Origin of the sequence: Paraburkholderia sp. 22098 (assembly GCF_052045935.1) — a bacterium.
GTDB lineage: Bacteria > Pseudomonadota > Gammaproteobacteria > Burkholderiales > Burkholderiaceae > Paraburkholderia > Paraburkholderia caledonica.
The window spans coordinates 26,001-50,914 of sequence record NZ_JBQEPV010000012.1 but is presented as its reverse complement, the minus strand read 5'-3'; the positions used below and the strand labels follow the sequence as shown (position 1 = coordinate 50,914).

General features: G+C 64.2%; 23 protein-coding genes. 5 read left to right on the top strand and 18 right to left on the bottom strand.

What is annotated here, in order from left to right; genetic code table 11:
* Window positions 1-61 precede the first annotated feature (61 nt).
* The 3 genes from ACTJLB_RS23765 to ACTJLB_RS23755 all read left to right on the top strand — a co-directional run bounded on the left by ACTJLB_RS23765 (window position 62) and on the right by ACTJLB_RS23755 (window position 4,589).
* Complete coding sequence (locus tag ACTJLB_RS23765) at window positions 62-1,669, top strand: carboxyl transferase domain-containing protein (protein WP_440784647.1); 1,608 nt, start codon at window positions 62-64, stop codon at window positions 1,667-1,669.
* A 28-nt stretch (window positions 1,670-1,697) separates the two neighbouring features.
* Window positions 1,698-2,483: an enoyl-CoA hydratase/isomerase family protein gene (locus tag ACTJLB_RS23760; protein WP_440784646.1), complete on the top strand. Its 786-nt coding sequence runs from the start codon at window positions 1,698-1,700 to the stop codon at window positions 2,481-2,483.
* A 72-nt stretch (window positions 2,484-2,555) separates the two neighbouring features.
* A complete protein-coding gene (locus ACTJLB_RS23755; RefSeq protein ID WP_440784645.1) occupies window positions 2,556-4,589 on the top strand; it encodes an acetyl/propionyl/methylcrotonyl-CoA carboxylase subunit alpha in 2,034 nt (677 codons plus the stop codon).
* Between the two features lie 40 nt (window positions 4,590-4,629).
* Here ACTJLB_RS23755 and ACTJLB_RS23750 read toward each other — a convergent pair whose 3' ends face one another.
* From ACTJLB_RS23750 to ACTJLB_RS23730, 5 genes are all read right to left on the bottom strand, one after another.
* Window positions 4,630-5,421, bottom strand: a complete 792-nt coding sequence (locus ACTJLB_RS23750) for a phosphate/phosphite/phosphonate ABC transporter substrate-binding protein (RefSeq protein ID WP_131320558.1) — start codon at window positions 5,419-5,421, stop codon at window positions 4,630-4,632.
* A 46-nt stretch (window positions 5,422-5,467) separates the two neighbouring features.
* Window positions 5,468-5,746 carry a DUF1488 family protein gene (locus ACTJLB_RS23745; protein ID WP_027804359.1) on the bottom strand — a complete coding sequence of 93 codons (279 nt, stop codon included), beginning with the start codon at window positions 5,744-5,746 and terminating at the stop codon, window positions 5,468-5,470.
* 223 nt (window positions 5,747-5,969) lie between these two features.
* Window positions 5,970-6,662: a phosphoglycolate phosphatase gene (gene gph / locus ACTJLB_RS23740; protein WP_440784643.1), complete on the bottom strand. Its 693-nt coding sequence runs from the start codon at window positions 6,660-6,662 to the stop codon at window positions 5,970-5,972.
* Window positions 6,659-7,429, bottom strand: coding sequence for an HAD family hydrolase (locus ACTJLB_RS23735; RefSeq protein ID WP_204521731.1), 771 nt, complete (start codon window positions 7,427-7,429; stop codon window positions 6,659-6,661). Before ACTJLB_RS23735 ends, gph begins: the two co-directional genes overlap by 4 nt.
* A gap of 179 nt (window positions 7,430-7,608) precedes the next feature.
* A complete protein-coding gene (locus tag ACTJLB_RS23730; protein WP_088173966.1) occupies window positions 7,609-8,325 on the bottom strand; it encodes a MotA/TolQ/ExbB proton channel family protein in 717 nt (238 codons plus the stop codon).
* Between the two features lie 261 nt (window positions 8,326-8,586).
* Between ACTJLB_RS23730 and ACTJLB_RS23725 the strand changes: the two genes are divergently transcribed.
* On the top strand, window positions 8,587-9,708 hold the full coding sequence (locus ACTJLB_RS23725; RefSeq protein ID WP_440784641.1) for a YVTN family beta-propeller repeat protein: 1,122 nt from the start codon (window positions 8,587-8,589) through the stop codon (window positions 9,706-9,708).
* A gap of 74 nt (window positions 9,709-9,782) precedes the next feature.
* On the opposite strand, the gene ACTJLB_RS23720 is transcribed toward ACTJLB_RS23725, so the two are convergent.
* Window positions 9,783-12,146, bottom strand: coding sequence for a TonB-dependent receptor (locus ACTJLB_RS23720; RefSeq protein WP_440784640.1), 2,364 nt, complete (start codon window positions 12,144-12,146; stop codon window positions 9,783-9,785).
* 204 nt (window positions 12,147-12,350) lie between these two features.
* On the opposite strand from ACTJLB_RS23720, the gene ACTJLB_RS23715 reads away from it, so the two are divergent.
* Complete coding sequence (locus tag ACTJLB_RS23715) at window positions 12,351-13,373, top strand: histidine kinase (RefSeq protein WP_408198232.1); 1,023 nt, start codon at window positions 12,351-12,353, stop codon at window positions 13,371-13,373.
* Here the strand turns inward: ACTJLB_RS23715 and ACTJLB_RS23710 are convergent.
* The 12 genes from ACTJLB_RS23710 to ACTJLB_RS23655 form a co-directional block, all read right to left on the bottom strand.
* Entirely contained in the window at window positions 13,343-14,005 is a 663-nt protein-coding gene (locus ACTJLB_RS23710; protein WP_020066360.1) for a response regulator, read from the bottom strand. The two genes, ACTJLB_RS23715 and ACTJLB_RS23710, sit on opposite strands and share 31 nt — an antisense overlap.
* A gap of 83 nt (window positions 14,006-14,088) precedes the next feature.
* Entirely contained in the window at window positions 14,089-15,291 is a 1,203-nt protein-coding gene (gene pqqE / locus ACTJLB_RS23705) for a pyrroloquinoline quinone biosynthesis protein PqqE (RefSeq protein WP_440784639.1), read from the bottom strand.
* A 4-nt stretch (window positions 15,292-15,295) separates the two neighbouring features.
* Window positions 15,296-15,565, bottom strand: a complete 270-nt coding sequence (gene pqqD / locus ACTJLB_RS23700; RefSeq protein WP_020066358.1) for a pyrroloquinoline quinone biosynthesis peptide chaperone PqqD — start codon at window positions 15,563-15,565, stop codon at window positions 15,296-15,298.
* Window positions 15,562-16,329 carry a pyrroloquinoline-quinone synthase PqqC gene (gene pqqC, locus ACTJLB_RS23695; RefSeq protein ID WP_440784638.1) on the bottom strand — a complete coding sequence of 256 codons (768 nt, stop codon included), beginning with the start codon at window positions 16,327-16,329 and terminating at the stop codon, window positions 15,562-15,564. Before pqqC ends, pqqD begins: the two co-directional genes overlap by 4 nt.
* A gap of 43 nt (window positions 16,330-16,372) precedes the next feature.
* Window positions 16,373-17,293 carry a pyrroloquinoline quinone biosynthesis protein PqqB gene (pqqB, locus tag ACTJLB_RS23690; protein WP_408173627.1) on the bottom strand — a complete coding sequence of 307 codons (921 nt, stop codon included), beginning with the start codon at window positions 17,291-17,293 and terminating at the stop codon, window positions 16,373-16,375.
* A complete protein-coding gene (locus ACTJLB_RS23685; RefSeq protein WP_440784637.1) occupies window positions 17,290-18,324 on the bottom strand; it encodes an alpha/beta fold hydrolase in 1,035 nt (344 codons plus the stop codon). Before ACTJLB_RS23685 ends, pqqB begins: the two co-directional genes overlap by 4 nt.
* Window positions 18,321-18,884 (bottom strand): cytochrome b, encoded by a 564-nt coding sequence (locus ACTJLB_RS23680; protein WP_440784636.1) that lies wholly within the window; start codon window positions 18,882-18,884, stop codon window positions 18,321-18,323. The genes ACTJLB_RS23685 and ACTJLB_RS23680 overlap by 4 nt, the downstream gene beginning before the upstream one ends.
* A 15-nt stretch (window positions 18,885-18,899) precedes the next feature.
* On the bottom strand, window positions 18,900-19,754 hold the full coding sequence (locus tag ACTJLB_RS23675) for a formylmethanofuran dehydrogenase subunit C (RefSeq protein ID WP_440784635.1): 855 nt from the start codon (window positions 19,752-19,754) through the stop codon (window positions 18,900-18,902).
* Window positions 19,751-20,710, bottom strand: coding sequence for a formylmethanofuran--tetrahydromethanopterin N-formyltransferase (gene fhcD, locus ACTJLB_RS23670; protein WP_440784734.1), 960 nt, complete (start codon window positions 20,708-20,710; stop codon window positions 19,751-19,753). Before fhcD ends, ACTJLB_RS23675 begins: the two co-directional genes overlap by 4 nt.
* A gap of 31 nt (window positions 20,711-20,741) precedes the next feature.
* The gene (locus tag ACTJLB_RS23665; RefSeq protein ID WP_392393765.1) at window positions 20,742-22,442 is read right to left on the bottom strand and encodes a formylmethanofuran dehydrogenase subunit A; all 1,701 of its coding nucleotides are present in this window, start codon (window positions 22,440-22,442) and stop codon (window positions 20,742-20,744) included.
* Window positions 22,439-23,857 carry a formylmethanofuran dehydrogenase gene (locus ACTJLB_RS23660; protein WP_440784633.1) on the bottom strand — a complete coding sequence of 473 codons (1,419 nt, stop codon included), beginning with the start codon at window positions 23,855-23,857 and terminating at the stop codon, window positions 22,439-22,441. Before ACTJLB_RS23660 ends, ACTJLB_RS23665 begins: the two co-directional genes overlap by 4 nt.
* A 303-nt stretch (window positions 23,858-24,160) precedes the next feature.
* Window positions 24,161-24,907: a HisA/HisF-related TIM barrel protein gene (locus ACTJLB_RS23655; protein ID WP_440784631.1), complete on the bottom strand. Its 747-nt coding sequence runs from the start codon at window positions 24,905-24,907 to the stop codon at window positions 24,161-24,163.
* Window positions 24,908-24,914 lie beyond the last annotated feature (7 nt).

Here is a 24,914-nt window from a genome sequence, read left to right as displayed (position 1 = left end):
ATCGCAGTAAGCGCTAAAGCGCCGACTCCGATTCTCCGATCGACACAGGAGAAGCCACGCAATGCCGATCATCGAATCCAAGCTGAACCCGCGCTCCGACGACTTCCGCGCGAACGCGGCGGCGCTCGAGGCGCTGGTCGCCGATCTTCGTGCGAAGGTCGAACAGCTCGCGCTGGGCGGCGGGCAGGCAGCACGCGAAAAGCACACAGGGCGCGGCAAATTGCTGCCGCGCGAGCGCATCGAAAAGCTGCTCGATCCGGGCACCCCGTTTCTGGAGTTCTCGCAACTCGCAGCTTACGGCATGTATAACGACGACGCGCCGGGCGCCGGCGTGATCACCGGTATCGGACGGATTGCGGGCCACGAGTGCGTGATCGTCTGCAACGATGCGACGGTCAAAGGCGGCACGTACTATCCGGTCACGGTCAAGAAGCACGTGCGTGCGCAGGAAATCGCGGCGGAAAACCACTTGCCGTGCGTGTATCTCGTCGACTCGGGCGGCGCGAATCTGCCGAATCAGGACGACGTGTTTCCCGACCGCGACCACTTTGGCCGCATCTTCTACAACCAGGCAAATCTGTCTGCAGCGGGTATTCCGCAGATTGCGGTGGTAATGGGCTCATGCACCGCAGGCGGCGCCTATGTCCCGGCCATGAGCGATGAATCGATCATCGTGAAGAACCAGGGGACCATCTTTCTCGGCGGTCCGCCGCTCGTGAAAGCCGCAACCGGCGAAGTGGTCAGCGCGGAAGACCTCGGCGGCGGCGACGTGCATACGCGTCTGTCCGGCGTGGTCGATCATCTCGCGCAAAACGACGCACATGCATTGGCGATTGCGCGCAGCATCGTCGGCAATCTGAACCGCACGAAGCACGTGGCGCTCATGTTGCAGGAGCCGAAGCCGCCGCGCTACGACGTGAAAAGCATGTACGGCGTGATTCCCGTGGATACGAGAAAGCCGTTCGATATCCGCGAGGTGATCGCGCGCATTGTCGACGACTCTGCATTCGACGAATTCAAGGCACGTTACGGCACCACGCTTGTGTGCGGCTTCGCGCATATCTGGGGCCATCCGGTCGGCATCATTGCAAACAACGGCATTCTGTTTTCCGAGTCCGCGCTGAAGGGCACGCACTTTATCGAACTGTGCTGCCAGCGCAAGATCCCGCTCGTATTTCTGCAGAACATCACAGGCTTCATGGTGGGCCGCAAGTACGAGAACGAAGGCATCGCACGTAACGGCGCAAAGATGGTAACGGCAGTGGCCACGGCGAAAGTGCCGAAGTTCACGGTGATCATCGGCGGCTCTTTCGGCGCGGGCAATTACGGCATGTGCGGTCGCGCGTTCTCGCCGCGTTTTCTGTGGATGTGGCCGAACGCTCGCATTTCGGTAATGGGCGGCGAACAGGCGGCGTCGGTCCTGGCTACGGTCAGGCGCGACGGTATCGAAGGCAGAGGCGGCTCATGGAGCGCCGACGAAGAAGAGGCCTTCAAACAGCCGATTCGCGAGCAATACGAGCATCGGGGCCATCCGTACTATGCGAGCGCGCGTCTTTGGGACGACGGCGTCATCGACCCGGCGCAAACACGCGACGTGCTCGGTCTCGGTCTGTCGGCTGCGATGAATGCGCCGATCGAAGATACGCGCTTCGGCGTGTTCCGGATGTGACGCAGCACGACGCATGGGAGCCGCCACGATGCACTATGAAACACTGAATGTCGAATTCGCCGGGCACGTTGCAACCGTTACGCTGAATCGTCCGGACGTGCGCAACGCGTTCAACGAAACGATGATCGCCGAACTGACATCGGCCTTCACGGCATTGGACACGCGCGACGACGTGCGCGCGGTCGTGCTGGCCGCAAACGGCAAGGCTTTTTGCGCGGGCGCCGATCTGAACTGGATGAAGAAGATGGCCGCCTACTCCGACGAGGAGAACCGCGCCGACGCGATGCTGCTCGCGAGCATGCTGTCGTCCATCTATCGTTGCAGCAAGCCGGTAATCGCCCGTGTAAATGGCGACGCCTATGCGGGCGGCATGGGACTCATCTCGGCGTGCGACATCGTGGTGGCGGTGGAAAGCGCTCGCTTCTGCCTGTCGGAGGCGCGGCTAGGGCTCATTCCGGCGACTATCGCGCCCTACGTGGTTCGCGCGTTGGGCGAGCAGGCGTCGCGCCGTTATTTCATCACCGCTGAGCAGTTCGACTGCGCGACGGCGCTGCGCCTCGGGTTCGTCGGCGAAGCGGTCAGCGCCGGGCAACTGGATGCCACCGTGCAGCAGATCGCGCAAACGCTGTGCGCGAACGGTCCGCAAGCGGTGCGCAATTGCAAGCGGCTCGTGCAGGACATGGCGGGCCGCGAGTTGAACGATGCACTGATCGAAGATACGGCCGCGCGCATCGCGCGCACGCGAGCCGGCGCGGAAGGCCGCGAAGGCGTCGCGTCGTTCCTTGAAAAGCGCACGCCTGCCTGGCGTGATTGAAGCGCGGCTTACTGACATTCCGAGGCGCCCGCAGGCCTTCACCAGAAGAATATCCCGAGATCGAGACAACTCATGTTCAACAAGATCCTGATTGCAAACCGGGGCGAGATCGCGTGCCGCGTCGCGGCGACCTGCAAGCGGCTCGGCATTGCGAGTGTGGCCGTTTATTCAGACGCGGACGCCGATGCAAAGCACGTCAGCGCCTGCGACGAAGCCGTGCATATCGGCGGCGCGACCGCGGCGGAAAGTTATCTGCGCGTAGCGCGCATTATCGAGGCGGCGCGCGCAACCGGCGCACAGGCCGTGCACCCCGGCTATGGCTTTCTGTCGGAGAACGAAGACTTCGCGCATGCATGCGAAGCCGCCGGCATTGTGTTCATTGGACCGCCGGTCGAAGCGATCGCGGCGATGGGCTCGAAAGCCGCGGCAAAGGCACTGATGCACGCGGCGGCGGTGCCGCTCGTTCCCGGTTATCACGGCGATGATCAGAACCCCGAACTATTGCATCGCGAAGCGGATGCGATCGGCTATCCGGTGCTGCTCAAGGCGAGTGCGGGCGGTGGCGGCAAGGGCATGCGTGTCGTCGAGCGCGGCGAAGACTTCCTCGCGGCGCTCGCTTCGTGCAAGCGCGAGGCGGCAAGCAGTTTCGGCAACGATCGAGTGCTGATTGAAAAGTATCTGACGCGGCCGCGTCACGTCGAAGTGCAGGTCTTCGCGGATCGTCACGGCGGCGCGGTTTATCTGTTTGACCGCGACTGCTCGGTGCAGCGGCGTCATCAGAAGGTGCTGGAAGAAGCGCCCGCGCCGGGATTGTCCGCGCAAATCAAGCGCGAAATGGGCGAGGCCGCAGTGGCCGCCGCGCGCGCCGTGAACTACGTGGGTGCCGGTACCGTTGAATTCATCATGACGGCCACGGGCGACTTCTATTTCATGGAGATGAACACCCGCTTGCAGGTCGAGCACCCGGTGACGGAAATGATCACGGGTCAGGACCTGGTGGAATGGCAACTGCGCGTCGCCGCCGGCCAACCGCTGCCGCTCACGCAGGACCAGTTGAAGATTGACGGCCACGCAATCGAGGCGCGCATTTACGCCGAACATCCGGCGCGCGGGTTTCTGCCTTCGACCGGCACGCTCAAGCATTTGCGCATGCCTGAAGGCGTGGAATTCACGATCCATGCCGGCGCGGGCGAAAGCCGCAAGGCGCCCGTGCGCATCGACAGCGGCGTGCGCGAGGGCGACACGATCACGCCGTTCTACGATCCGATGATCGCGAAGCTGATCGTACACGGCGCGACGCGAGAGGAAGCGCTCGCGCGAATGAGCCGTGCGCTGCACGCGTGTGAGGTGGTCGGTCCGCACACCAACGTCGAGTTCCTGCAACGCATTGTCGAGAGCGAGCCGTTCGCAACGGGGGACCTCGATACGGGCCTGATCGAGCGGCATCACGAGGCGTTGTTCGCGCCTGTAAAGAAGCCGTTCAAGGAAGCGCTCGCGCTCGCGTGCGCCGCTCTGCTCACGCGCGAGGGCGGCACCGCGCACGGCGCGTCGCCGTGGGACGCGCTATCGCACTGGCGCCTGAACAGTGGCTTCACACAAACGCTGGGCTGGCTCGCTATCGAAAGCAGCGGGGAAACCGGCAGCCCGTTCACCGTCGCTTTTGCACGCGACGGCGCGACGCAAACGCTTGAACACGACGGCGTGCGCGAAGCTTTCTCATGGTCCAGCGGCGCGGGCTTGCATGAGTACCGCGCGACGATAGGCGATGCGCGCGCCACGGGCCGTGTGTTCATCGACGGCGATAGGTTCCATGTGTTCTGCCTCGGTCACGCGCTGGCCTTCGAGTGGCAGAACCTGCTCGCACATGCCGCGGACGCCGAACATGGCGAAGGCCGCTTGACCGCGCCGATGCCCGGCAAGGTCATCGCGGTCCTGGTCGAGCCGGGCGCGGTGGTGGAGAAAGGCACGCCGCTAATCGTGATGGAAGCGATGAAAATGGAGCACACGATCGGCGCACCGGCAGCAGGCACGGTGTCTGAAGTGCTGTATGCGGTTGGCGATCAGGTGGCCGATGGTGCACAGCTTCTGGTGCTGGACGTGCAATAGGCGCGATCATTTCCGGCTGCGTTAAAGCCGCAACGAAACCTCAGCCGAGGCGCGTATACCCGGCCGCGCGCGCCTCGTTTTCCAGTTGCGCAATGCGTTTATAGTCGTCGAGCGGCAACGTGGAAAAGCCCTGCAAACGCAGGCGTCTTGCGCGATCGGGCCGCAGTGCGAGCGCTTCGTTAAGCGCCTCTCGCAACGCTTCCACCGTTGCGGCGGGCACCGTGTCCGATGCGATTAAAGGCAGACCCGGCGAGGCCGCTGTCATGCCTATGCGCCTGACTCGCCGTGCGAGGTCCGGCATTTCATCGCAGACAAAAGCGAACGTCACACAATCTATCGCGGCGACATCCGCCCGGTTCTCCGCGACGGCGCGTAGCGAGCCGACATGCGAACCGGTGCGGACCGCAGCGCGGAAGAACGCACCCTCGTGCGAGTGCGGCGCGACCGCGTGGCGTAGCGCATTCATGCCGCTGTTCGAATCGTCCTGGTTGTAGGCGGCGCGTGCGCCTCGCAGCGACGCGAGCGTATCGAACGGCGCGTCCGAGCGCGTGACGAGCACGCTCGCGTAATGCGCGCCTTCGCAACCAGGCGCGTCGAAGCGCGGCGTGGCGATCAACTGCACCTGTTCGTGCAAGCCGTGCATCAACGGATAGCCGCAGGTTTGAGACATCAACAGATTGGGCCGGCGCCAGAAGCCGTGCAATTCTTCGTCGGGTTCGACGATGCGGCACGCGGGCTTGACCATGCGCAAGACGTCGGAAAGCCACCCGCGCCACTCGGTCTCGAGCGAGGGCGTGACGTTGTACATCGGCAGGGCGGCGATCCAGGTCATGACGCGAGTCTTGCTTACCTATTTTGCTGACTAATGCGTGGTCATACTAATGCAAGATCATACGGAATTCGTCGACACCCAGCCGAACGGGCTCGCTCGGCGTGAAGGTCCACCTTTGGGCGGCCACGGTGAGAATCTCGTTTTGCGCGCCTTCGAATGCGAGCAGTAAGTCTTTTTTTCGCGCGCTTGCCGCGCCGCAAAAGGCGATCAACGCATCCGCGCTCACTTCGAAAATCTGCGCCCGGTCGTCACGGCACACTCTGAACGCGACCGTCGCGCACTCCGTGACACAGGGCCGGAACCCTTCATCTACATAAACCGACATGGCGACCTCCTTTCGCGCGCGCGCCTGAGTTGTCAGCATGACAACCTGTAAGCCGCCGGTATGTGGGAGAGCCAGCATTCGCGGTGAAATCGGCCAGCGGTGCGGACACGTGCGCCGCTGAGGAACCGGGCAAAGACGATGGATACCGGTCAGGCACGCGAAGTGGGACTACAACGGGCACCGATTCGCAAGCGTGGGCGCTTGCCGGTGTCCGTCGCAGGTTCTAGTGCGGAAGAAGCAGAGCAGGCAGTTTCGCAAACGAATCGATCAGCGCATCGCATTGCAACGCCTCGGGGCCATCCGGGCCTCCATACCCGTAGCTCACGATGAACACCGGCATGCCGGCGGCTCGCGCCGCGCTAACGTCAACCGGAGAATCGCCGACCAGCACGCTGCACTCCACATCTACGCCCAGCAATCGGCAAGCGTGCAACAGCGGTTCGGGATCGGGCTTCATGCGCTCGATCGAATCGCCTGCGACCAGCAGGTCGAGATGATCCGCAAGGCCTGTCATCAGCAGCAACGGCGCTGCAAGGGCCTCGGGTTTGTTGGTGACGCATGCAAGCCGGTAGCCGAGCTGTCGAAGCTTGCCGAGACCCGCGGCGACGTGCGCAAACACATGGCCATGCTTGCCATTGGTCTGCTCATAGTGCCGATGAAAAGTCGCCAGCCCGTCGCTCATAGCTACTTGCCGCTCCAGCGCCGCCGCTTCGAGCGTGCGTCGAACGAGGTTCGGAACACCTTTGCCGATAAAGCTGCTGACCGTGTCGAATGGCAACGGCGCCCGACCGAAGTCGGCGAGCATGCGGCTCGCCGCTTCGACGATATCCGGCGCGGTGTGAACCATCGTGCCGTCGAGGTCGATCAGCACGGCACGTGTTCGCGCTTGCGGCGATAAAACAGGTTGCGCGCTCATACGGCAGCGGCCTCGTTCAACGCATTGCGGTGCCAGCGGCGCAACGTGTCGAGGTCCACCCATGCGGGCCGCTCGCCTGCCGTTCCGGATGGGATCGGCGTATGAGGATCGCCGAGATGAGGCAGCACGGCTAACGCGCCGTCGAAGGAATCCTGCGATGTGTATGCGGTCGGTGTTACGACAGTCGGTATCAGCGCCGCGCGCGCGGCCCGCAGACCGTTGGCGGAGTCTTCGAACGCCATGCAAGCCGCGCCTGGCAGACCGAGTTGCCGAAGCGCGTCGAGGTAGACATCGGGCGCAGGTTTCTTTTTCTGCGTGGTGCTCGCGTCGCAGATCGCAGCGAAACGGCTCCGCCAATCGGTGCCGAACGGACCTTGTAGAAGCGCATCGAGATTAGCCGGCGTGGTGGTCGTCGCGATTGCCACGGGAATGGAGGCCTCGGCGGCTTCGTCGATCAGCCGCACAATGCCGGGCCGCAACGGCAACCCGCCGTTGCGCACGCGGGCCGCGTAATGACGGGTCTTGATCGCGTGCACCGTGTCGATGACGCGGCTCACGCCCGAGCCCTCGGCTTCCTGCGGGTCGGCAATGCGCCAGTAATGCAGCAGACGCTCCTTGCCACCCGCTACAGCGAGAAGACGCGAGTAGAGCGCTTCGTCCCAGTGCCAGTCGAGACCGGCTTCCGCGAATGCCGCATTGAACGCGTGCAGGTGCGCGCTTTCGGTATCGGCAAGTGTGCCGTCCACATCGAAGATCAAGGCTTGCATGAGCCAGTCCTCTTCATGTTTGCAGAGCGGCGTCATGCATGTCGCCGGTGTGCAGTCACGATAGCGGAGCGACACGGCAATTTGAACTCAGAGTTTCTTTGGACCGCGATAACCGATCCTTTAACGGCTTTCAACGCTGCGAGCGCGCCGCGTGAGCGGCATGCTCGTGCGCTATCGGGTCACGCGCGCGGCAGTTGCAGGCCGGTGACGAAGTACGCGTGCAATCCATGCGCAAAGCGCTTGAGCCGGGTGACGATCGACTTGTTCGCGCGCGTGAGGCCGTTGTACCCGAGCACCGCGGGTATTGCGACAAAGAGCCCGAACGCAGTCATGATGAGCGACTCGCCGACCGGTCCGGCAACATGATCGATCGATGCCTGTCCCGTTTCGCCGATCACGATCAGCGCATGGTAAATGCCCCACACGGTACCGAAGAGGCCGACGAACGGCGCTGTGCTGCCGATCGACGCCAGCACGGCGAGACCGCTTTGCATATGGGCGATGATGTCGTCGATGGTGCCCTGCAGGCGGCGCGCAATCCAGTCCGACACGCCGATGCGGTCTTGCAGATGCGGCCGGTTTTGCCGGTGATGAGCCGCGGCTTCCGCGGCTGCCACAGCAAGCGCCAGAAGAGGATTGTCGCGCAGCACTGCCGCCGATGCGTCGCCACTATAACTATCGAGGCCGCCCAGGTCTTCGAGCCCGTGTTCGAAGCTGTCCGCTTGCCAGAACAATGCGTCGGTGCGGCCGGTCACACGCTTGATGCGCATGACATGCCACAGCTTGACGACGATGACCGTCCACGACACGATGGACATGATGAAAAGCGTGCCGAGGATCGCGCGTGTGACGAGATCGCCGCTCTGCCAGACATTCGCGACACCATAGTGCTGCATACCGTTTCCTTCAAGTCGCTTCGCATGAAAAGCGAAACGCAGGCAACTAGCGGACTAGAGGCAGGCGACGTGCGCTGCATCGTCGATGTCTGCGCATTCATTCTCCGCTGCGGAGCGGCGTTGTAGAACGGCTAATGCAGTTGCTAAGTCAATTCGGGAAAATTTCCTGCCCCTCTGCGTTGCCAAACGTTCCTTTAATGATCTACTTTGCTTGAATGCCGGGCTTGCGCGGCACAGCGCTTTCACAACGGAGTAAAAAATATGCTGGAGACACGCGTTCGTATAACAACAGGGGGACGTCCCATCGTTTTAGCTGCGGCTGCCGCGGCTGTCTTTGCCGCATTCGCAGCCGCCCCGTCGCTAGCCGCGGCGCCAACGGCGTATGTGACGAGCGAGAAGGCCGGTGTTGGTGTGATCGACCTCGACAAGATGACGCTAACGAAGACGTTTCCTGTCGGCGAAGCGGGTCCGCGCGGGCTGAGCCTGAATGCGGACGGATCGCGCCTCCTGGTGGCCAACAAGAATACCGGCGACCTCGCAGTCATCGATACGGCTTCCGGGGAAGTCGTGCAGCGCGTGAAAATCGGCAAGAATCCGGAGTTTGTGCGTGTGCACAACGGCTATGCGTACGTCACATACGAGCCGGGCGAAGACGGCGGGCCGCCCGCCGCGAACCCGCAGCCCGGCAAGCCGGCCAACGAATCAGGCAACAAACCGCATGCCGACGACGATGACGATGCGAACAAGCCGCCCGCCGAGATCGCGATCGTCGATATGAAGACCTGGCGCGTGGTGCGTTCGGTGACGAGCGGTCACGAAACCGAGGGCATCGAGTTTTCGCGTGACGGCAAGAGCATGCTCGTCACGAACGAAGGCGACGACACGGTTTCCGTCTATCACGCGCGCACCGGAGCACCGCTCAGAACCGTGAAGCTCGCGGCGGGCGGGCGTCCGCGCGGCATCCGCCTGTCGCCGGACGGCAAGGAATACGTGGTCACGCTCGAGTCGTTGAGCAAGCTGGTCGTCATCGACGCGCACACGTTCAAGGTCGTCCGGTCCGTGGATACCAAGCTGGGTCCATACGGCGTGGCATACGGTCCGGAGGGCAAGAGGCTCTTCGTCGCCGCGGCGCGCGACAAGACGGTCCAGGTGTTCGACGGCCACAGCTACGAGCATCTCGCCAACGTTCCGGTGGGACAACGCTGCTGGCACTTCAGCTTTACGCCGGACGGCACGAAACTGCTGGTGGCCTGCGGGCGCTCAGACGCCGTCTATGTGCTCGATGCGCGCAGCTATCAGCCGATTACGCAGATCGGCCAGTTGCCGCTCGCATGGGGAATCGTTACCTATCCGCATAGCGACGGCTCGATCGAATCGCGCTGACTGCCGTTCATGCGCGAGGCGATGACGGGTCCATCATGTGTCATCGCCTCGCGTATGCATCGTGTCGCATCGCGTCACTTCCACGCATAGCGCAGGCCGACCCAGAACCCGCGCGGCGCGCCTGGCCCGACGAACTGCTCGTTGCTCGGGTTCGCGCCGTCGAACGTATGATTGGGGCCGTTGAAGAAGTTCTCGCCTAGCGTGCCGAAGCTCGCATACCGCTTGTCGAGCAGATTCGTGATGTTCGCGAAGACCTGCAACTGTTTGGTCACCTGGTACGACGTATCCAGATCGATCAGCAGATAGCCGGCGATCTTGCCGTTCACGTCCTGGTTGTTTTCGTCGCCCTGTGCATAGATGCCGCCGCGCCACGTGAGGTTCGCGCCAACCTTCCACTTCGCGGTGGCTGCATAGTCGAGCTGCAGCTTGACCGTGTTCGCCGGTATTCCGGGAAGATGGTCGCCCGGCTTCACGACAATGTTGCCATTCGCGTCCGCGCTCGAATTGCTCGGGCTGCTCTCCGTCCAGGCCGACCGGTAGGTTGCGTCGATATAGCTGTAGCTCGCCGTCACGGCGAGCGGGCCCAGCTGGCTGCGCCCGGAAAGCTCGAAGCCTTGCCGGCGCGTGCGGCCGACGTTCTGAAAGAAGCCACGATTGCTCGCGGCGCCGTTGCTGCTGATGAACTCTATGTCGTTATCGAGCGTCGTTCTATACACGGCCGCGCTCCATGTCGTCGCCTGACCGACCCGTCCGCGCGCGCCGAACTCGAAGGTCTTCGAAATCACCGGTTGCAGCGCCGGGTCGGATACGAAATCGTTCGGCAGCGAGCAGGGCGCGGCGGGGTCCGCGCAGGCGAGTTCGATCGCGGTGGGCGAGCGCATGCCTTCGTTGTAGGTGGCATAGGCCGTGAACGTCGAAGTCGGATTCCAGTTGATGCCGACTGCCGGATTGAAACGGGAAAACGTATGGTGTCCGTTCAGCTGCGGCTGAAGGCCGCTCGAGTCGCCGATGGTGGCATCCGCCCAGTTGTAGCGGCCCGCAAGCGTCAGCGACCATTGCTTCGTCAGCGACAACGTGTCTTGCATGTAGATGCCGTAGTTGCCGTTATGCGTTTTCGCCGCGGTCTGCTGCGTGAAATCGCCGATGCCGAGCGTCGCGCGTGAGTCGGTGAACACCGCGTCTTGCGACGATTCCGTGTAACGCGAATTTGCAATGTCCGCCGACACGCCAGCCACGAACTGATTCTCCATGCCGCCGAGTTTGCCGAGCAACGTGAGCTGCAGGCTCGCGCCGTAGCTCTCGGTCGAGACCACGGATTTTTCGTTGGTCGCCTGCGTGGTGTCGAGGTCGCCGTCGTCCCCGATGGAGCCGAAGTTCGGATTGGTGTTGCTGCTCAGGTTGCTGTTGCGGAAATGCCGGTAGTACGCATTGCCGCTCAGTTCCACGTTGTCGCTGAAATAGTGTTCGCCGGAGAGCGTCAGGTAGCCCGCCGTGTTCAGGTTCTGGTCAGGATAGGTGTACGGCTGCTTCGGGTTGCCAAGAAACGAACGCGGAATGGTCTGCGTGCCGTGCAGATCGTTGTCCGCGCCACCCGCCGACAGCGACAGCGTGGTGTCCGCATCGGTATAACGCAGCTTGCCGAAAATCTGGCGCACGCGGCTTGCATTCTGTTCGGCCCAGCCGTTGTCGTTGGCCACGTTGCCGGTCACGTAGTAGTCGAGGTTCTGTCCGATCGTGCCGCCTTGCTCGATCTGCGCGCTCTTGCGGCCCCACGAGCCGAGCGCCACTTCGGCCTCCCCGCCGGGGCTCGTCTTGCCGTTCTTCGTGGTGATAGCAAGCGCGCCGCCGAGCGTGTTCAGGCCATAGGTCGGATTGGAACCCGGAATCAGTTGAATCGTGTCGATGGCTTGCTGCGGCAGCACGTCCCAGTTGACCACGTCGCCGAACGGCTCGTTCACGCGCACGCCGTCGACGAACACCGAAATGCCTTGCGGTGTGCCGAGCAACGGCGACGCGGTGAAGCCGCGATAGTTGACGTTCATCTGATACGGATTGCCCTGCGCATCGGCGATATCGACGCTCGGCAGATTCTTCGCGAAGTAATCGGTGAGCGTGCTGCGGTGCTGTTGCGCGATGTCTTGCGCGTGGACCGTTTGCACATTGGCCGGAACCTGAGCGAGCGGTGTGCCGATGCCGAGAAGCGGCGTGGTGCCGACCACCACGACCGGCGCGAGCGTGGTTACCTCGCCGTCTGCACCCGTCTCGACAACTTCTGCCGATGTCGCTGCCGCTGCCGACACCTCGGCCGCCGGTTGCCCGTCAGCCCACGCGCCGACCGAAATGCTCGCGAGCGCGCTGCTGAATCCCAGCGTCAGGCCGGCGCGTCGCCGCAGTTTGAGCACGGTATTGGGACGGCGCACGCGTGATGCGATATTCATTATTCTGTCTCCTGCCGGGGCGACGCTTTTTTGATGGCGCAGCCGCGTTGCGGCATGCGTAGCGCTTTCTTTCAAGGTGTGCAAAGCTTCGCATGCGCCATCGCGCGGAAGCTCGGGAGCTTTTCCCGAAATCGCGAGGAAGCGTTCCCTAACTCGTTGCAACCAGGGTTCGTGTCCGACCGGCCTGAGTAGAATGCAAACGTGATGTCGAGCGATTCCTCCAAACCTTCGTCAGCCCGCCGCGAGCCATCGCATTCGACGGTTCCGCGCGATCTCGCATGTGTGCTCGCGCTGACCACGCTCGCTGCGGTGTTGAGTTCGGTGTTCGATGTCAGCGAGCACGCGTATCGCTGGACGCGAGGTCTGGAGCGCTTCCAGCTCGACGAATTGCCGGGCACGCTATGCGTGCTCTCTTTGGGCCTCGCCTGGTTCGCGTGGCGGCGCTATCGCGAGACGCGCCGCGAGCTTGCCTATAGCCGCGCGCTGGAAGAACAGGCCGAACGTCTGCTGGCCGACAACCGGCGTCTCGGCAATCAGGCGTTGCAGGCGCAGGAGATCGAGCGCCGCCATCTCGCGCGGGAACTGCACGATGAACTCGGCCAATACCTGAACGCCATTTCACTCGACGCGGCGCGCATTCGCGATCTTTCAGCGGCACGCGAACCGGAGGTTCATCGGATATCGCTCGGTCTGATGCAGAGCGCGAGCCATGTGTACCGTCAGATCGGCGGCATGATCCGGCGGCTGCGGCCTATCGGTCTGGATGAATTCGGCTTGCCGAGTGCACTTGAACATTGCATCGACGGCTGGCGCGAGCGGCTGCCAGATGCGTCATTCTCGCTGACAATAGAAGGCGACTACTCGGGCCTTAGCGACGCGTTGACGATTACGCTTTACCGGCTCGTGCAGGAAGGGCTGACGAACGTGTCGAAGTTTGCGCGCAACTCCCGCGTGGAGGTGTTCATGGTGCGCGCACCGCGCGAAGCGCACATGTCAGAAGACACTGCGAGGGCGAGCGAACCGATCGACGAAATCGTCGTGACCATGGCCGACGACGGCCCCGGTGTCGATCTGGATGCACCGCGCGACGGGCTGGGCCTGATCGGCATGCGCGAGCGCGTCGAGGCGCTCGGCGGCGAATTTCATGTGGCGAGCAAGCCCGAAGGCGGCTTCCTGTTTTGCGCGCGCGTGCCCGCTCAGGCGGGGCTTGCCGAACCGGTGAACTGAAGACCGAGGCGGCTTGCCATTTGCGCGAGTTGAACGCCGTTGTCGGCACCGAACTTCTGCCGGATCACCGACTGATGATTGGCCACCGTCTTCTGGCTAAGACCGAGTTTTTCGGCGATGCTCGGCAGCGTATAACCCTGCACGAGCAGACGCAGCACTTCGAATTCACGCGCGGATAACTGCCGCCCAGGCGGGCCCTCGCTGAAGGCGTTGCGCAGCGCGAGCGCCTGCGAGACGTCAGGGCTGAGATAGCTCGCGCGTCTCGCGATCGTGCGAACCGCTTCCACGAGTACATCGGGTGCGCTGGCCTTGGTCACATAGCCGAGCGCGCCGGCGTCGAGCGCGCGGCGCACGAAAATCGCTTCTTCATGCACGCTGAAAATCAGCACCCGGGCATCGGGCTCGCGCGCGAGCATGCGCCGCATCGCCTCGATGCCGCTTGCTCCCGGCAGCGACACGTCCATCACCACGACATCGGGCCGCAGCGCACAGAAGCGCTGATAGGCGAGGGTGGCGTCGGCCGCCTCGCCGCACACGTGCACGTCGGCATTCACTTCGAGAAGACGCCGGTAGCCTTCGCGCACCACGGCGTGATCGTCGACGAGCAACACTGAAATGTCCGCCCCTGCCATGTTCAGCCTCCATGCAACGCGGTCGATCAGAGTCCGCACTTCAGCGCGTTACTCCGGTTCCCTGCAGCACTGTCCCTTGCCACTTACTCGTGATGGCCGCCGTCATGCGGCTTATCCGCCGCTTGCGCAGCCAGAAGCTTGCGCGAGTTCGCGTCGTTCCGAAACAGGATGGGTTGCTCACGCGGCGCGCTGGCCGATGCCGCCAGGCGCGTGACGTTCACCACTTTTTCATGCGACGGTGATTTGTCGCAAACCGGGTCGGCATTGGCTGCGTCGCCGGTAAGCAGATACGCCTGGCAGCGACAGCCGCCGAGATCGCGCTCCTTCTCCTCGCAACTGCGGCACGGTTCTTTCATCCACTGCAGACCGCGAAAGCGGTTGAACGCGTCGCTGTGGTACCAGATCTCACGCAGCGGCGTCTCTTTGACGTTCGGCAGCACGAGTCCGGGCAGACCGCGCGCGGCGTGGCACGGCAGCGCTGCGCCGTCGGGTGCTACGCCAAGGAAGACCGCGCCCCAGCCGTTCATGCAGCGCTTCGGGCGTCGTTCGAAGTAGTCAGGCACGACGAAGAAAATCTTGCACCGGTCGCCATGCGTGCGTCGATAACGTTCCACCACGGCTTCTGCTTCGTCGAGCTGCTCGCGTGTCGGCATCAGTTGAGCCTGATTCTGATGCGCCCAGCCGTAGTACTGCGTGTTCGCGAGTTCCAGATATTCGGCGCCCATCGCGAGTGCCATCTCGATGATCTTGTCGACGTGCGGCAGGTTGTAGCGATGCAGCACGCAGTTCAGCACCATTGGAAAGCCGTGCCGTTTGATCGACGCGGCAACCCGCTGTTTCAGATCGAACGTGCGTGTGCTGCTCAGAAAGTCGTTGAGTTCCTGCGTCGAATCCTGAAACGACAGTTGAATGTGATCGAGACCGGCTGCCTTCAGATCGCCGAGGCGCTTGTCGGTCAAACCGATGCCGGACGTGATCAGGTTCGTGTAGAACCCGAGCCGCCGTGCTTCTTCGACCAGCACTTCGAGATCGTCGCGCACCAGCGGTTCGCCGCCCGAAAATCCGAGTTGCGCGGCGCCGAGCGCGCGCGCGTCGCGCAGCACGCCGATCCATTGCTCGGTGCTGAGTTCGCGACTGTGATCGGTATAGTCGACCGGGTTGTAGCAGAACGCGCAATGCAGCGGGCAGCGGTAGGTCAACTCCGCGAGCAGCCACAGCGGCGGCGCGACGCCCTCCGGCACGGCTTGAGACCGTGCGTCGGCAACGGGTTGCGAAAGATCGGTCATCGCGCTACTCCAGCCATCCACGTGAATGCGCTTCAGCGACGAATGCGCGCACTTCGGGACCGAGTCCGGTGGCGTTGAACGCCTGCTCGAGATCGGCAATCAGCGCGTTCATGTCGCGCGTGCCGTCGCACCGTTTGAGAATTTCCGCCGCGCTCTGGTTGAGCTTCACCATCCCTTCCGGATAGAGCAGCACGTGAGCGTCTTGCGCCGGTTCCCATTGCAGGCGAAACAGCTTGTTGAGGGCGGGACGTTCCGCGTTGGACATGTCGTTCATTGTGGAAACGCCTTTTCGATCGAGTCCAGCATGGTCCACAGAATGTCGAGCTTGAATTGCAAAATCTCGAGCGCACGTTCCTGCTGTTCGCGACGTGTGAAATGATCGAGCGTGACTTGGAGACCGTGCTCCACGTCGCGCTGCGCGAGCGTGATGCGTGAGCGGAAATACGCGAGGCCGGACGCTTCGATCCACGGATAGTGTTCGGGCCAGCTTGCGAGCCGGTCGCGATGCACTTGCGGCGCGAACATTTCCGTCAGAGACGAACACACCGATTCCTGCCATGGTGCGCGGCGTGCGAAATTCACGTACGCGTCGACGGCAAAGCGCACGCCCGGCGTCACATGCTTGAGCGACCACAATTCGTCGCGCGACAGGCCGACCGCGTCGCCAAGACGCGCCCATGTTTCTATGCCGCCTTCCTCGTCGCCATAGCCGTCGTGATCGAGAATGCGCAGCACCCAGCGGCGACGCGTCTCGCGATCCGGGCAATTGGAGAGCACCGCTGCGTCTTTCAGCGGAATATTGATCTGGTAATAGAAACGGTTCGCGACCCAGCCGCGAATCTGTTCGCGCGAGCAGCCGCCGCTATTCATCTTCACATTGAACGGATGGTGAATGTGATACGCCGTGCCCTTCGCGCGTAACTGCGCTTCGAATTCCTCGCGCGTCCATGCTTCGTCGCCAGGTTTCTCACCGCCGGGCTTTTCGCCGCTCCCGGCAGCGTTGCTCGGTGCTGCACTCAAGGTGTCTTTCGCGTTCATGCGATCTCCGGTTCGTGCGCAGTCAGTGCTTCCTGCGCACGCTTCATAGTTCGAACGTCATGCCGTCGTACGCAACTTCAATGCCGTGCTCCATGAGGATACGGCGCTCGGCGCCGTCCTCGACGAGAATCGGGTTCGTGTTGTTGATGTGGATCAGTACCTTGCGGACCTGCTGCTCACCAAGCGAGTCCAGTACTTCGATCATGCCACCAGGACCGGATTGCTGCAGATGACCCATATCCGCCGCGGTTTTCTTCGAGAGGCCGAGGCGGATCATTTCATCGGCGGTCCACAGCGTGCCGTCGACGAGGAGCAGATCCGCGTCGCGCATCGCATCGAGCACGTGTGCTTCGATCGCGCCGAGGCCCGGTGCGTAGAACACGCGTTTGCCTGTCTGCCGGTTGGTGATGACGAGCCCGATGTTGTCGCCGCGCTCCGGTGCGTTGCGATGCGGCGAGTAGGGCGGCGCCTTGCTGGAGAGCGGCAACGCGTGGATCTGCACGCCGGGTAACGCGTCGACGGCGAGCGGCGCGCCGTCCAAAGCGATGCGGCAGTGTTCGACGCCGCAGTAGTGCGAGAGCATCGGCGCGATCGGAAAGCCGCTCGTCAGATCTTGCCAGACGGCATCGGTTGCATAGAGCGGCAGCGGCGTGTCGCGTTCGCGCAGCATCAACAGGCCGGTGACGTGATCGATCTGCGCGTCGATGACGAGCACCGCCGCAATGCCGCTGTCGCGCGCGCGTCGAGCCGGCTGCAGTTCGGGGTTTGCGGCAATTTGCGCGAGCAGATCGGGCGACGCATTGACGAGCAGCCAGTCTTCGCCGTTCGCGCTGATCGCAATCGACGATTGAGTGCGGCGCGTCGCTTTCAGCGTGCCGCGCCGTACGCCGTCACAATTGCGGCAGTTGCAGTTCCACTGCGGAAAGCCGCCGCCCGCCGACGAGCCCAGTACCTTGATTTTCATGCCGCGCGGCGCAGCGTGCGCCCCTCGTGAGTAGATGGAAGAAACATGGCCGCGAGCGCATCAGCCACGCGTTCGCGCAACGCGGGATCGCTTGCCAGGTGGCCTGCGCGCACGCACTCGACGTGTGCGGGGGGCACCGCCCGCGCGAGCCGGCGCAGATTGTCCGGCGGACACACCGGATCGCGCGAGCCGTGCACTGCGGCAAGCGGCACACCCGCTGCGGCGGCGACGCGCGCAAGCGACAGCAGTCGTGTCTCTCCAAGCCAGCAGCGATGCGTCAGGTAATGAGCCTGAATGCGATATTTGTCGACCAGCTTGCGACTCTCCTTGTGTGAGCTTCTGGCTGGCACGAGCTTGCGTCGCGTGCTTGCACCGGCAAGCACCGCGTTTTCATAGTCGCGCCAAGCGAGCGCGAGCGCTCGCCGTTGCGCGTCACTCGCGTCACTCGCGCGGCCGCGTCGCAAGCGCGCGGCGCAGCGCGCGAGCAATCCGGCAGGCTGCGTGCAACGTGCGGCGGCACACAGCTTCGCCCATGCATACGGCGCGCGTTTGCGCGACGTGACGAACAGACCTCGAACCTCGCGCGCCGATGTGAGAAAGAGGCCGCGTAGCACCAAGCCCGTCACCGATTGCGGATGCCGTCCCGCATACGCGAGCGCGAGTGCCCCGCCCCACGAGCCCCCGAGCACGCCCCACCGTTCTATGCCGAGCCGTGCACGCACCGCCTCAATATCTTCGATCAGCCGGTCCGTGCGGTTATGGCGCACGCCGCCACGAGGCGTCGAGCGACCGGTGCCGCGCTGATCGATCAGCACGACTTTGAAGCGCGTCAAGTCGAAGAGCCGCGTTGCGTCGGGCTGGCTACCGCTGCCTGGACCACCGTGCAATACGACGACGGGCACGCCGTCCGCGGCTCCGGCCACCGTGAACGACACGCGCTGAGCGTCGCGCGTGCGCAGCGCGTGCACAGTCGGCGACGCTTGCGGGCGCACACGTGCGTGAATTTGCGTGGCTGAGCGCGGCCGCCTCATGGCAACATCCTCGCGAGCAGATTGTCACGATCGATCCATTGATGCTTGAGCGCGCCCGCCACATGCAACGCGATCAGCGCGATCAGCACATAGGCGGTCGCTTCGTGAATGCCGAAGAACAGTTCGCGCAGCCCCGCGTCGTCCCAGCCCCACTTGGGCAGCGGGATACCCCAGAAGCGCGTTCCATAGCGGTTGAACGACGAGCCCAGATAGCCCGACACGGGCATTGCCACCATTGCCACGTATAAAAGGCCCTGCGTAGTGCGCGCGGCGGCGCGTTGCCACGGTCGCATCGGCGGCGGGGGCGGCCGATGAAAGGCCACACGCGCCACGATGCGTAGAAGCACCAGCAGGAAAACCGTCAGTCCGATGGACTTGTGAAGGTTCAGAAGCGTCGCCTTGACGGGCAGGCCCTTCGGCAGTCCGACCATATACAGCCCGAGCGCGAGCAGGCCGATGATGCCGAAGGCGATCAGCCAATGCAGTGCGATCATCGAGCCGGCGTAGCGCGGTGCGGCGCTGGCGCGTGAGGGCGCGGAAGAAGAATGCGCGGTCGTCATGTCTGCCTCCTTTGGTTAGCCCACCACGAGGATTTCGCCCCGTCCGTCGACGGCGACATCGCCTGCATAGCGGCGCGGCAGACGGGCCGCGCGCCACTGTGAGAAAGGCGCAATCTCGCTGGCGAGACTGCGCACGAGCAGAGACCAGAATACGTCGAAACCACGGCCGCCGTCGGTGAAGGTGGGTGGCACACTGGTGGGACGCTGGGCGAGCAGCAGGGTTCCGCGCCTCATCCCATACGCATAGTGTGCGCCCAGTTGACCGGCGATGCCGATGGTGCCCGCGACGAGCCGCGACGCTGCGAAATCGCCCGCATTGCCGCCCACCAGCACGAGCCCGCGGCGCATGCGGTCGGCGAGCCGCGCGCCGGCGTTACCGTGAATCGTCAGCGTGCCGCCCGTCATGCCTTCCATGTCGCCGGCGAGCGCGCCCGCCGCGAAATCGCCGCAATTGCCAGCCACCGTGAGCCGTCCGCCATGCATTTCGCAGGCGGTGAAATGGCCCGCGTCGCCGTCGATCCGCAACACGCCGCCGGCCATCTGCAAGCCGCATTGATCGCCTGCCGAACCGCTCACGATGAGGTGGCCTTGCGTCATTCGCGCGCCGATGCGGTCGAGCCACGGTCCGGCGTCTTCGATCATCAGCGCGCAGTCGGCGCCGCCCTGGCCCGCTTCGTCCGACGCCGCCGCATCGCCGCTGCGCGAGACGTCGAATACATCGCCGACGGCGCAACTGTCGTTGCCTGCGGGCAGCACGATGCGCTCGACGTCCGCGTTGGAGAGCGCCGCGAGCGCCGCCGGCAGCAACGCCGAGGCGTCGACGCGAAAACCCGGCGCCGTCCTGACGCGCAACGTGGTCACGACGCTCATGTGCCGCTCCCGCCGAGACCGGCCGCCAGTTGGTGAAGATGGAAGTGGTAGGGACCGAGCTTGCCGCCGTAATTGCCCGCCGACACGCGCAGCAGCCCCGCCGCGCGCCCCAGTCCGGCGGCTGCGACGATGCCCGCCGTCATCGCCGCGCCGACGTCCGCTTCGGTGAGACCGTCGATCACGATTTCGAGCACACAGCCCACTTCCGCGCTCAGTTCGCTGCGCGCCGAGAGGCCCGCGAGCGTCGGACAGAACGCGTCGTTCGTGGACGCGGTGGCGCCTTTGTACTTCGAGCCGACCTTCGAGCCCGAACGCACGACGCCGCCTGGAAACGGCATGATCACGTTCGGCAACATGCGCATCGCGGCGACGGCCGCTTCGGCAGCGGCCAGCGCCGCGTCGATATCGCGTGCGAGAAGAATCAGATTGCCGCCGCCCACGGCCTTCACGGTGGGCGCGGTTTCCTCGCAGACGAATTCGCCGTCCATTACCGGCACTCGCCAGTAGCGCGTGTCGCCGAGCATCTTCGAGATCTGCCAGCCGTCGCCGAAAAAACGCAGGTTCTTGCCGAGCGGCGCGAGATCGGAGAGCGGCGCTCGGCTCGTTTCCGGGTCGATGCCGCGATACACGGCAGTGGTCGGGCAAGTGAGCACGCATTGTCCGACACGCCGTTCGATCTGCTTGGCCAGTTCCTTCGACGACACGGCGAACAGCAGCACGGCGGCGCCCGGCCGTCCATCCGGTGTTTCGTCGCCTTCGAGCGTGCGTTCGATGCCGGCCTCGCAACCGCAACCGATCACCGAGGTCGCAAAACCCGTCAGCGAGCGCGCCGCGTTCATTGCCCACGCCGGCGTATGCGCGGTGATCACGAGCCGCGTCGCCTTCATCGGAAACGCTTCCGCGAAGGTGGCGTCGATCGTGGTGCCGTTGATTTTCAGGGTCGCCGTGTCGCTCATCGTGTGCGGGTCGCTGTTCAGGTCAGCCATGTCAACCGTGCGCAAAGCATTCGACCGGCAGCAGCTTGCCGCCGCGGCAGCAGTTGCAGATTTCGTCGTCGCTGATTGCCGCATGCGCGAAGTTGCTCGCGAGATTTTTTTCGCTGTAGGCGCGTATCCGCTTCTCGATGCCCCGGTCGAATTCCGGCGACACGAAGTGGATGCCGCCCGTCGGCGTCGCGACGAGCGTGCCGTCGCGCGCCACCAGCTCGCCGTCCTTGAACACGTAAGCGGGCGACGTGAACATCCGTTCGCGGTCCGGATCGTCGCGATAGACGGCAATGTCCGCCGCCGCGCCCACGCCGAGATGGCCGCGGTCGCGCAAGCCGAGCAGGCGCGCCGGTCCCGCGCGCGTGATGATTGCGATCTCGTACAGCGAGAACTCGCGTGTCAGTTGCGGTAACGCACTCGCCACTTGCGCGTCGGCATGGAGCTTCGCCAGTTGTTCGTCGCGAAACGATTTGTCCATCAAGAGACGGATCAGATGCGGATAGCTCGTGAAGGGGCCGCCGTTGGGATGATCGGTGGTCATGGCGACGCGCCACGGGTCGTCCACGAGAAGAAAAATCTCCAGCCCGATGATCCACTGCAATGCATTCACGTAGCTCTGCTCGCGATAGCGGAACGGCACCACGCCGCAACCGGCGTCGCATTCGATGTCGCCCACCACCCACTTGTGCGGCCGGGCGAGCGGCGCATTGCGGAACTGCATCATCGTGTCGCCGGAGGCCGTCACGGTCTGGCCGAAGATAATCTGGCCGACGTCGATCGACACGTTCGGCCGCGCGTTCACGGCCTCCGCGATCTGGCGCGCGCCCGACGAGAATTTCAGCGGTCCTTCCACGCCATAGCTGTGAAACTGAATATGAGTGAGGTGCACGGGGAGACCGTCGGCGGCATCCATCGTGGCGATGGTCGAATCGATGTTGCCGGGCACGCCGAGATTGCTCGCATGCACATGCAGCGGATGCGGCACGCGCAACTCGGTCAGCGCGCGCGTCAGCGTGTGCAGCACGTCGCGCGGCGTGATGCCGTAATGCACGTGCGGTTCGTCGACATTCAGCGCGCGCTGGTTGAACTTGAAGGCGGAAATGCCGCCCGGGTTCACGACCTTGACGCCCAGCGCCTTGCTTGAATGGATCGTCCAGCCGACGTAGTCGCGCAGGCGCTCGAAGTCGTCGCGCGCGGCGAGCATCTGCAGGAACAGTTCGTCGTTGCCAAGCATCACGTAGGCGCCGTGATCGATGATCGGCGTGTCGCCCATCTCCAGATGCGTGTGCCGCGCGTTCGACGGCATCATCGCCGGCTCGAACGCTGCGGTGTAGCCCATTTCCGCGTAGCGGTAGCCGGTTGCCAGCGTGCCGGGCGCGCACACGCCGCACGAAGGCAGCCTCAGATAGCGGCCGTTCGCGTCCTGCACGGACTCATACGCTGCGTCGCGCACGGGGTCGTCGCGGTGATCCTCGGGCAGCAGAAGGCGCGACAGATTCGTCTTGCCGCCGCCAATATGCGAATGCATGTCGATGCCGCCCGCCATCACGATCATGCCGGTGGCGTCGTATTCGCTGTCGGCCGGGACGTTGGCAGGCACATCGACGATGCGGCCGTCGCGAATGGCCAGGTCGCGGCGCTCGCCGTCGATGCCGTTGGCTGGATCGAAAACCGTGCCGCCCTTGAGCCGGATCAGCGTCATGGCCGCACCTGCGCGGCGGAAGGTGCTGGATCAGGCGCTGGGAAGCTGGTGGGTATCCGCGCGGCAAGCTGCGCCGCCACGGTCGCGACCGTGGCAAGCGGCGCGCCGCGCGCGGCGGCGAGCGGCATCACCACCGAACTGTCGACCCGGAACAGATGCCCGCCGCTATCGACGCCAGGTGTGGCGACCGGAATGAACACCGTGCTCTCGCCACGCGCGGCGGCGGTCTGCGCGAGAGCGGGGTGGCCGAGCACGATGATCGGCAGGTCTTGAGGCAATGCTTCGGGCCATGCGGGCGGCGCGAAACTGGCGACCCACAGCAGCGCGTCGATTTCGCCGTCGGCGAGCAGCCTTTCGGTGCGATAGCGATACGGGTCGTGATCGAGCGGTGCGGTGCCGGCGGTGCGTGCCGGTTTCGAGACCCGCGTGCGAAGCGGCAGCCCCGAGAGCCACGTGACGGTCTGGTTGACGCTCAGCGCGCCGTCGTCGCCGCCGAGCGCGAGGCCGCCCGCGCGCGACTTCAGATTCGACGCCTTGACGATCCGGTTCAGCGCTTCGATCAACAGTGCCGCATGCGGGCCGGGCAAGGAAGCGGGCTCATAAACGAATACGGTGTAGCGCGCCGCCGCGATGCGAGCCTGAAGCGCCTGCAACACGTCGAGCGACTGCTTCGAGTCCTGGGCATCTGCAATGTCTTCAGGGAATGCGTTTGGCGCACGCGCGTCGCTGATGGTGGACCACAGCGCGAGCGTATCGAACGGATCGGCGTCCGGCAGGATCGACTCGACTCGCGTGTTCGCGAGCCGGCTTGCCGTCGGATCGGGCTCGCAGCCGACGAACACCAGTTCGCGCGCCGTGTCGGTTCCTTCAATCGTGCGGGCGAAGAAGCGCGGATAGCGGCGCGACGGCTGACAGCCGAAAAAAATCAGCAGATCGGCGCGGGAGCGCACTTCGGAAAGCGTCGTGAAAAACGAGCCGCGGTCCTGCAAGGCGAGCGTGGCCGCGCTCATCGCATCGCCATGCTGATGATCGAGGATCGCGCCGCAGCCTGCAGCAAGCGTGTACAACGCACGCGCGCCGGCCACATCGGTCGTCAATCCGCCGAACAGCGGACGCCGGGCCGACGACAGAATCCGCGTCGCATGAGTGAGCGCTGCGTCCAGTTCCACGTCGTGTCCGTCAACGCTCGCACCGCACTGCTCATCGGCAGCGCCGTAGCACGCGAGCGCTTGCAATAGGCGAGGGCAGTCGGTGTTCTGCACGGCGAGCGTTGCGTCGCCACGCGATTCGATCGCAAGGTCGTCGCATAGCAGCGGACAGAACGGGCAGGTCCAGTCGCGTGTGATCGACGCGGCGGGCACGTGGGCCGCGCCTGAAGGCATGGTCGTCGACGGGTCAGTGGGCGAGAGGTGCATGGGGCGACATTTAGCAAGCTCCATGCCGATGCGTTGGACTGCACAGTGTGAGCGGCGGCACGTAGCGCTCCGGCTGCCTATGCAAGCTCTCGTTAGCTGGATCGCGGAGACCGGGCGAGACGCGACAAGGGCCGAGGGCTCGCGACCTTGTCACCGCTGGCCGCGCAAGTCTGACGCAGCGCACAGGTTGTGTGTCGTTCTGGAGCAGAGTGTCACGCGCGGCTCTTTAAAGCTCGACAAACCTTGCCGTTTGTTTACCGCCACACCCCGTTCACCGATTGGCATGGAACTTGTTTTGCTCGCCTACGTGGATGCGGCGAGCGGCATGCCGACGCGGCCGTCGTGCAGCGCAGAGGCCACGAGCCACGCGCTTGCGCCGGTGCGAGCCGCCGCCTCGATGTCGTCGCGATGGCGAATCCCGCCTGCGCCGATCACGTCTGTATGGGCTGGAGCAGTGGCGCGAACACGCTCGAAAGTGGCGAGATCCGGGCCGTCGTAGCTGCCAACCTGATCGAGTGTCATCGCGATCACTCTGCGCGGCCACGACGCGGGCGTGAGTGTCGAGATGTCGGAAGGTGTTGCGGCTGTCAGCAGTTGACCGGCACGATGGTCGAGTGAGAGTAGTGGCGAGAGCCCGGCGGTTTCGGCGGCGTGCAGGGCTTGCGGGTCTTGCAGCGATTCGGTGCCGAACACCGGTACGAGCGTCGCCAGATCGTGGGTCGCGGGCTTGCTGCCAGCGTCGATACGGTCGAAGAGCGCGAGCATCGACGCGTAGTCGGCGTAGCCAGCGTCGAGCCAGATGTCGATGCCCGGCAGCGCGGCACGCAGAGCAGTGAGCGTTTGAATGTGAGCGCCCCGTTGGAGGATGGCGCCAAGGTCGGCGATATAGAGCGTGCGCGCGCCGCTCGCAGCAAGCAGCGCGCGGGCGACGGCAAGCGGTTCGCTGGTGGCCGTCAGCGACGAGCGTATCGGCAGATAGGCAGTCCGTTCGCCGCGCACCGCACGAACGACGTGGCCGTCGAGCAGATCGAGAACCGGTATCACCTGCATAGGGGCG

Coding starts and splice junctions, on each gene's coding strand:
- ACTJLB_RS23715 (WP_408198232.1), top strand. CDS start 12,351: ATGTCGAGCGATTCCTCCAAACCTTCGTCAGCCCGCCGCGAGCCATCG.
- ACTJLB_RS23735 (WP_204521731.1), bottom strand. CDS start 7,429: ATGCAAGCCTTGATCTTCGATGTGGACGGCACACTTGCCGATACCGAA.
- gph (WP_440784643.1), bottom strand. CDS start 6,662: ATGAGCGCGCAACCTGTTTTATCGCCGCAAGCGCGAACACGTGCCGTG.
- ACTJLB_RS23680 (WP_440784636.1), bottom strand. CDS start 18,884: ATGACGACCGCGCATTCTTCTTCCGCGCCCTCACGCGCCAGCGCCGCA.
- pqqC (WP_440784638.1), bottom strand. CDS start 16,329: ATGAACGCGAAAGACACCTTGAGTGCAGCACCGAGCAACGCTGCCGGG.
- ACTJLB_RS23755 (WP_440784645.1), top strand. CDS start 2,556: ATGTTCAACAAGATCCTGATTGCAAACCGGGGCGAGATCGCGTGCCGC.
- ACTJLB_RS23660 (WP_440784633.1), bottom strand. CDS start 23,857: ATGCACCTCTCGCCCACTGACCCGTCGACGACCATGCCTTCAGGCGCG.
- ACTJLB_RS23665 (WP_392393765.1), bottom strand. CDS start 22,442: ATGACGCTGATCCGGCTCAAGGGCGGCACGGTTTTCGATCCAGCCAAC.
- ACTJLB_RS23760 (WP_440784646.1), top strand. CDS start 1,698: ATGCACTATGAAACACTGAATGTCGAATTCGCCGGGCACGTTGCAACC.
- pqqD (WP_020066358.1), bottom strand. CDS start 15,565: ATGAACGACATGTCCAACGCGGAACGTCCCGCCCTCAACAAGCTGTTT.
- ACTJLB_RS23655 (WP_440784631.1), bottom strand. CDS start 24,907: ATGCAGGTGATACCGGTTCTCGATCTGCTCGACGGCCACGTCGTTCGT.
- ACTJLB_RS23685 (WP_440784637.1), bottom strand. CDS start 18,324: ATGAGGCGGCCGCGCTCAGCCACGCAAATTCACGCACGTGTGCGCCCG.
- pqqB (WP_408173627.1), bottom strand. CDS start 17,293: ATGAAAATCAAGGTACTGGGCTCGTCGGCGGGCGGCGGCTTTCCGCAG.
- ACTJLB_RS23730 (WP_088173966.1), bottom strand. CDS start 8,325: ATGCAGCACTATGGTGTCGCGAATGTCTGGCAGAGCGGCGATCTCGTC.
- ACTJLB_RS23725 (WP_440784641.1), top strand. CDS start 8,587: ATGCTGGAGACACGCGTTCGTATAACAACAGGGGGACGTCCCATCGTT.
- ACTJLB_RS23675 (WP_440784635.1), bottom strand. CDS start 19,754: ATGAGCGTCGTGACCACGTTGCGCGTCAGGACGGCGCCGGGTTTTCGC.
- ACTJLB_RS23750 (WP_131320558.1), bottom strand. CDS start 5,421: ATGACCTGGATCGCCGCCCTGCCGATGTACAACGTCACGCCCTCGCTC.
- ACTJLB_RS23765 (WP_440784647.1), top strand. CDS start 62: ATGCCGATCATCGAATCCAAGCTGAACCCGCGCTCCGACGACTTCCGC.
- ACTJLB_RS23710 (WP_020066360.1), bottom strand. CDS start 14,005: ATGGCAGGGGCGGACATTTCAGTGTTGCTCGTCGACGATCACGCCGTG.
- pqqE (WP_440784639.1), bottom strand. CDS start 15,291: ATGACCGATCTTTCGCAACCCGTTGCCGACGCACGGTCTCAAGCCGTG.
- ACTJLB_RS23745 (WP_027804359.1), bottom strand. CDS start 5,746: ATGTCGGTTTATGTAGATGAAGGGTTCCGGCCCTGTGTCACGGAGTGC.
- fhcD (WP_440784734.1), bottom strand. CDS start 20,710: ATGAGCGACACGGCGACCCTGAAAATCAACGGCACCACGATCGACGCC.
- ACTJLB_RS23720 (WP_440784640.1), bottom strand. CDS start 12,146: ATGAATATCGCATCACGCGTGCGCCGTCCCAATACCGTGCTCAAACTG.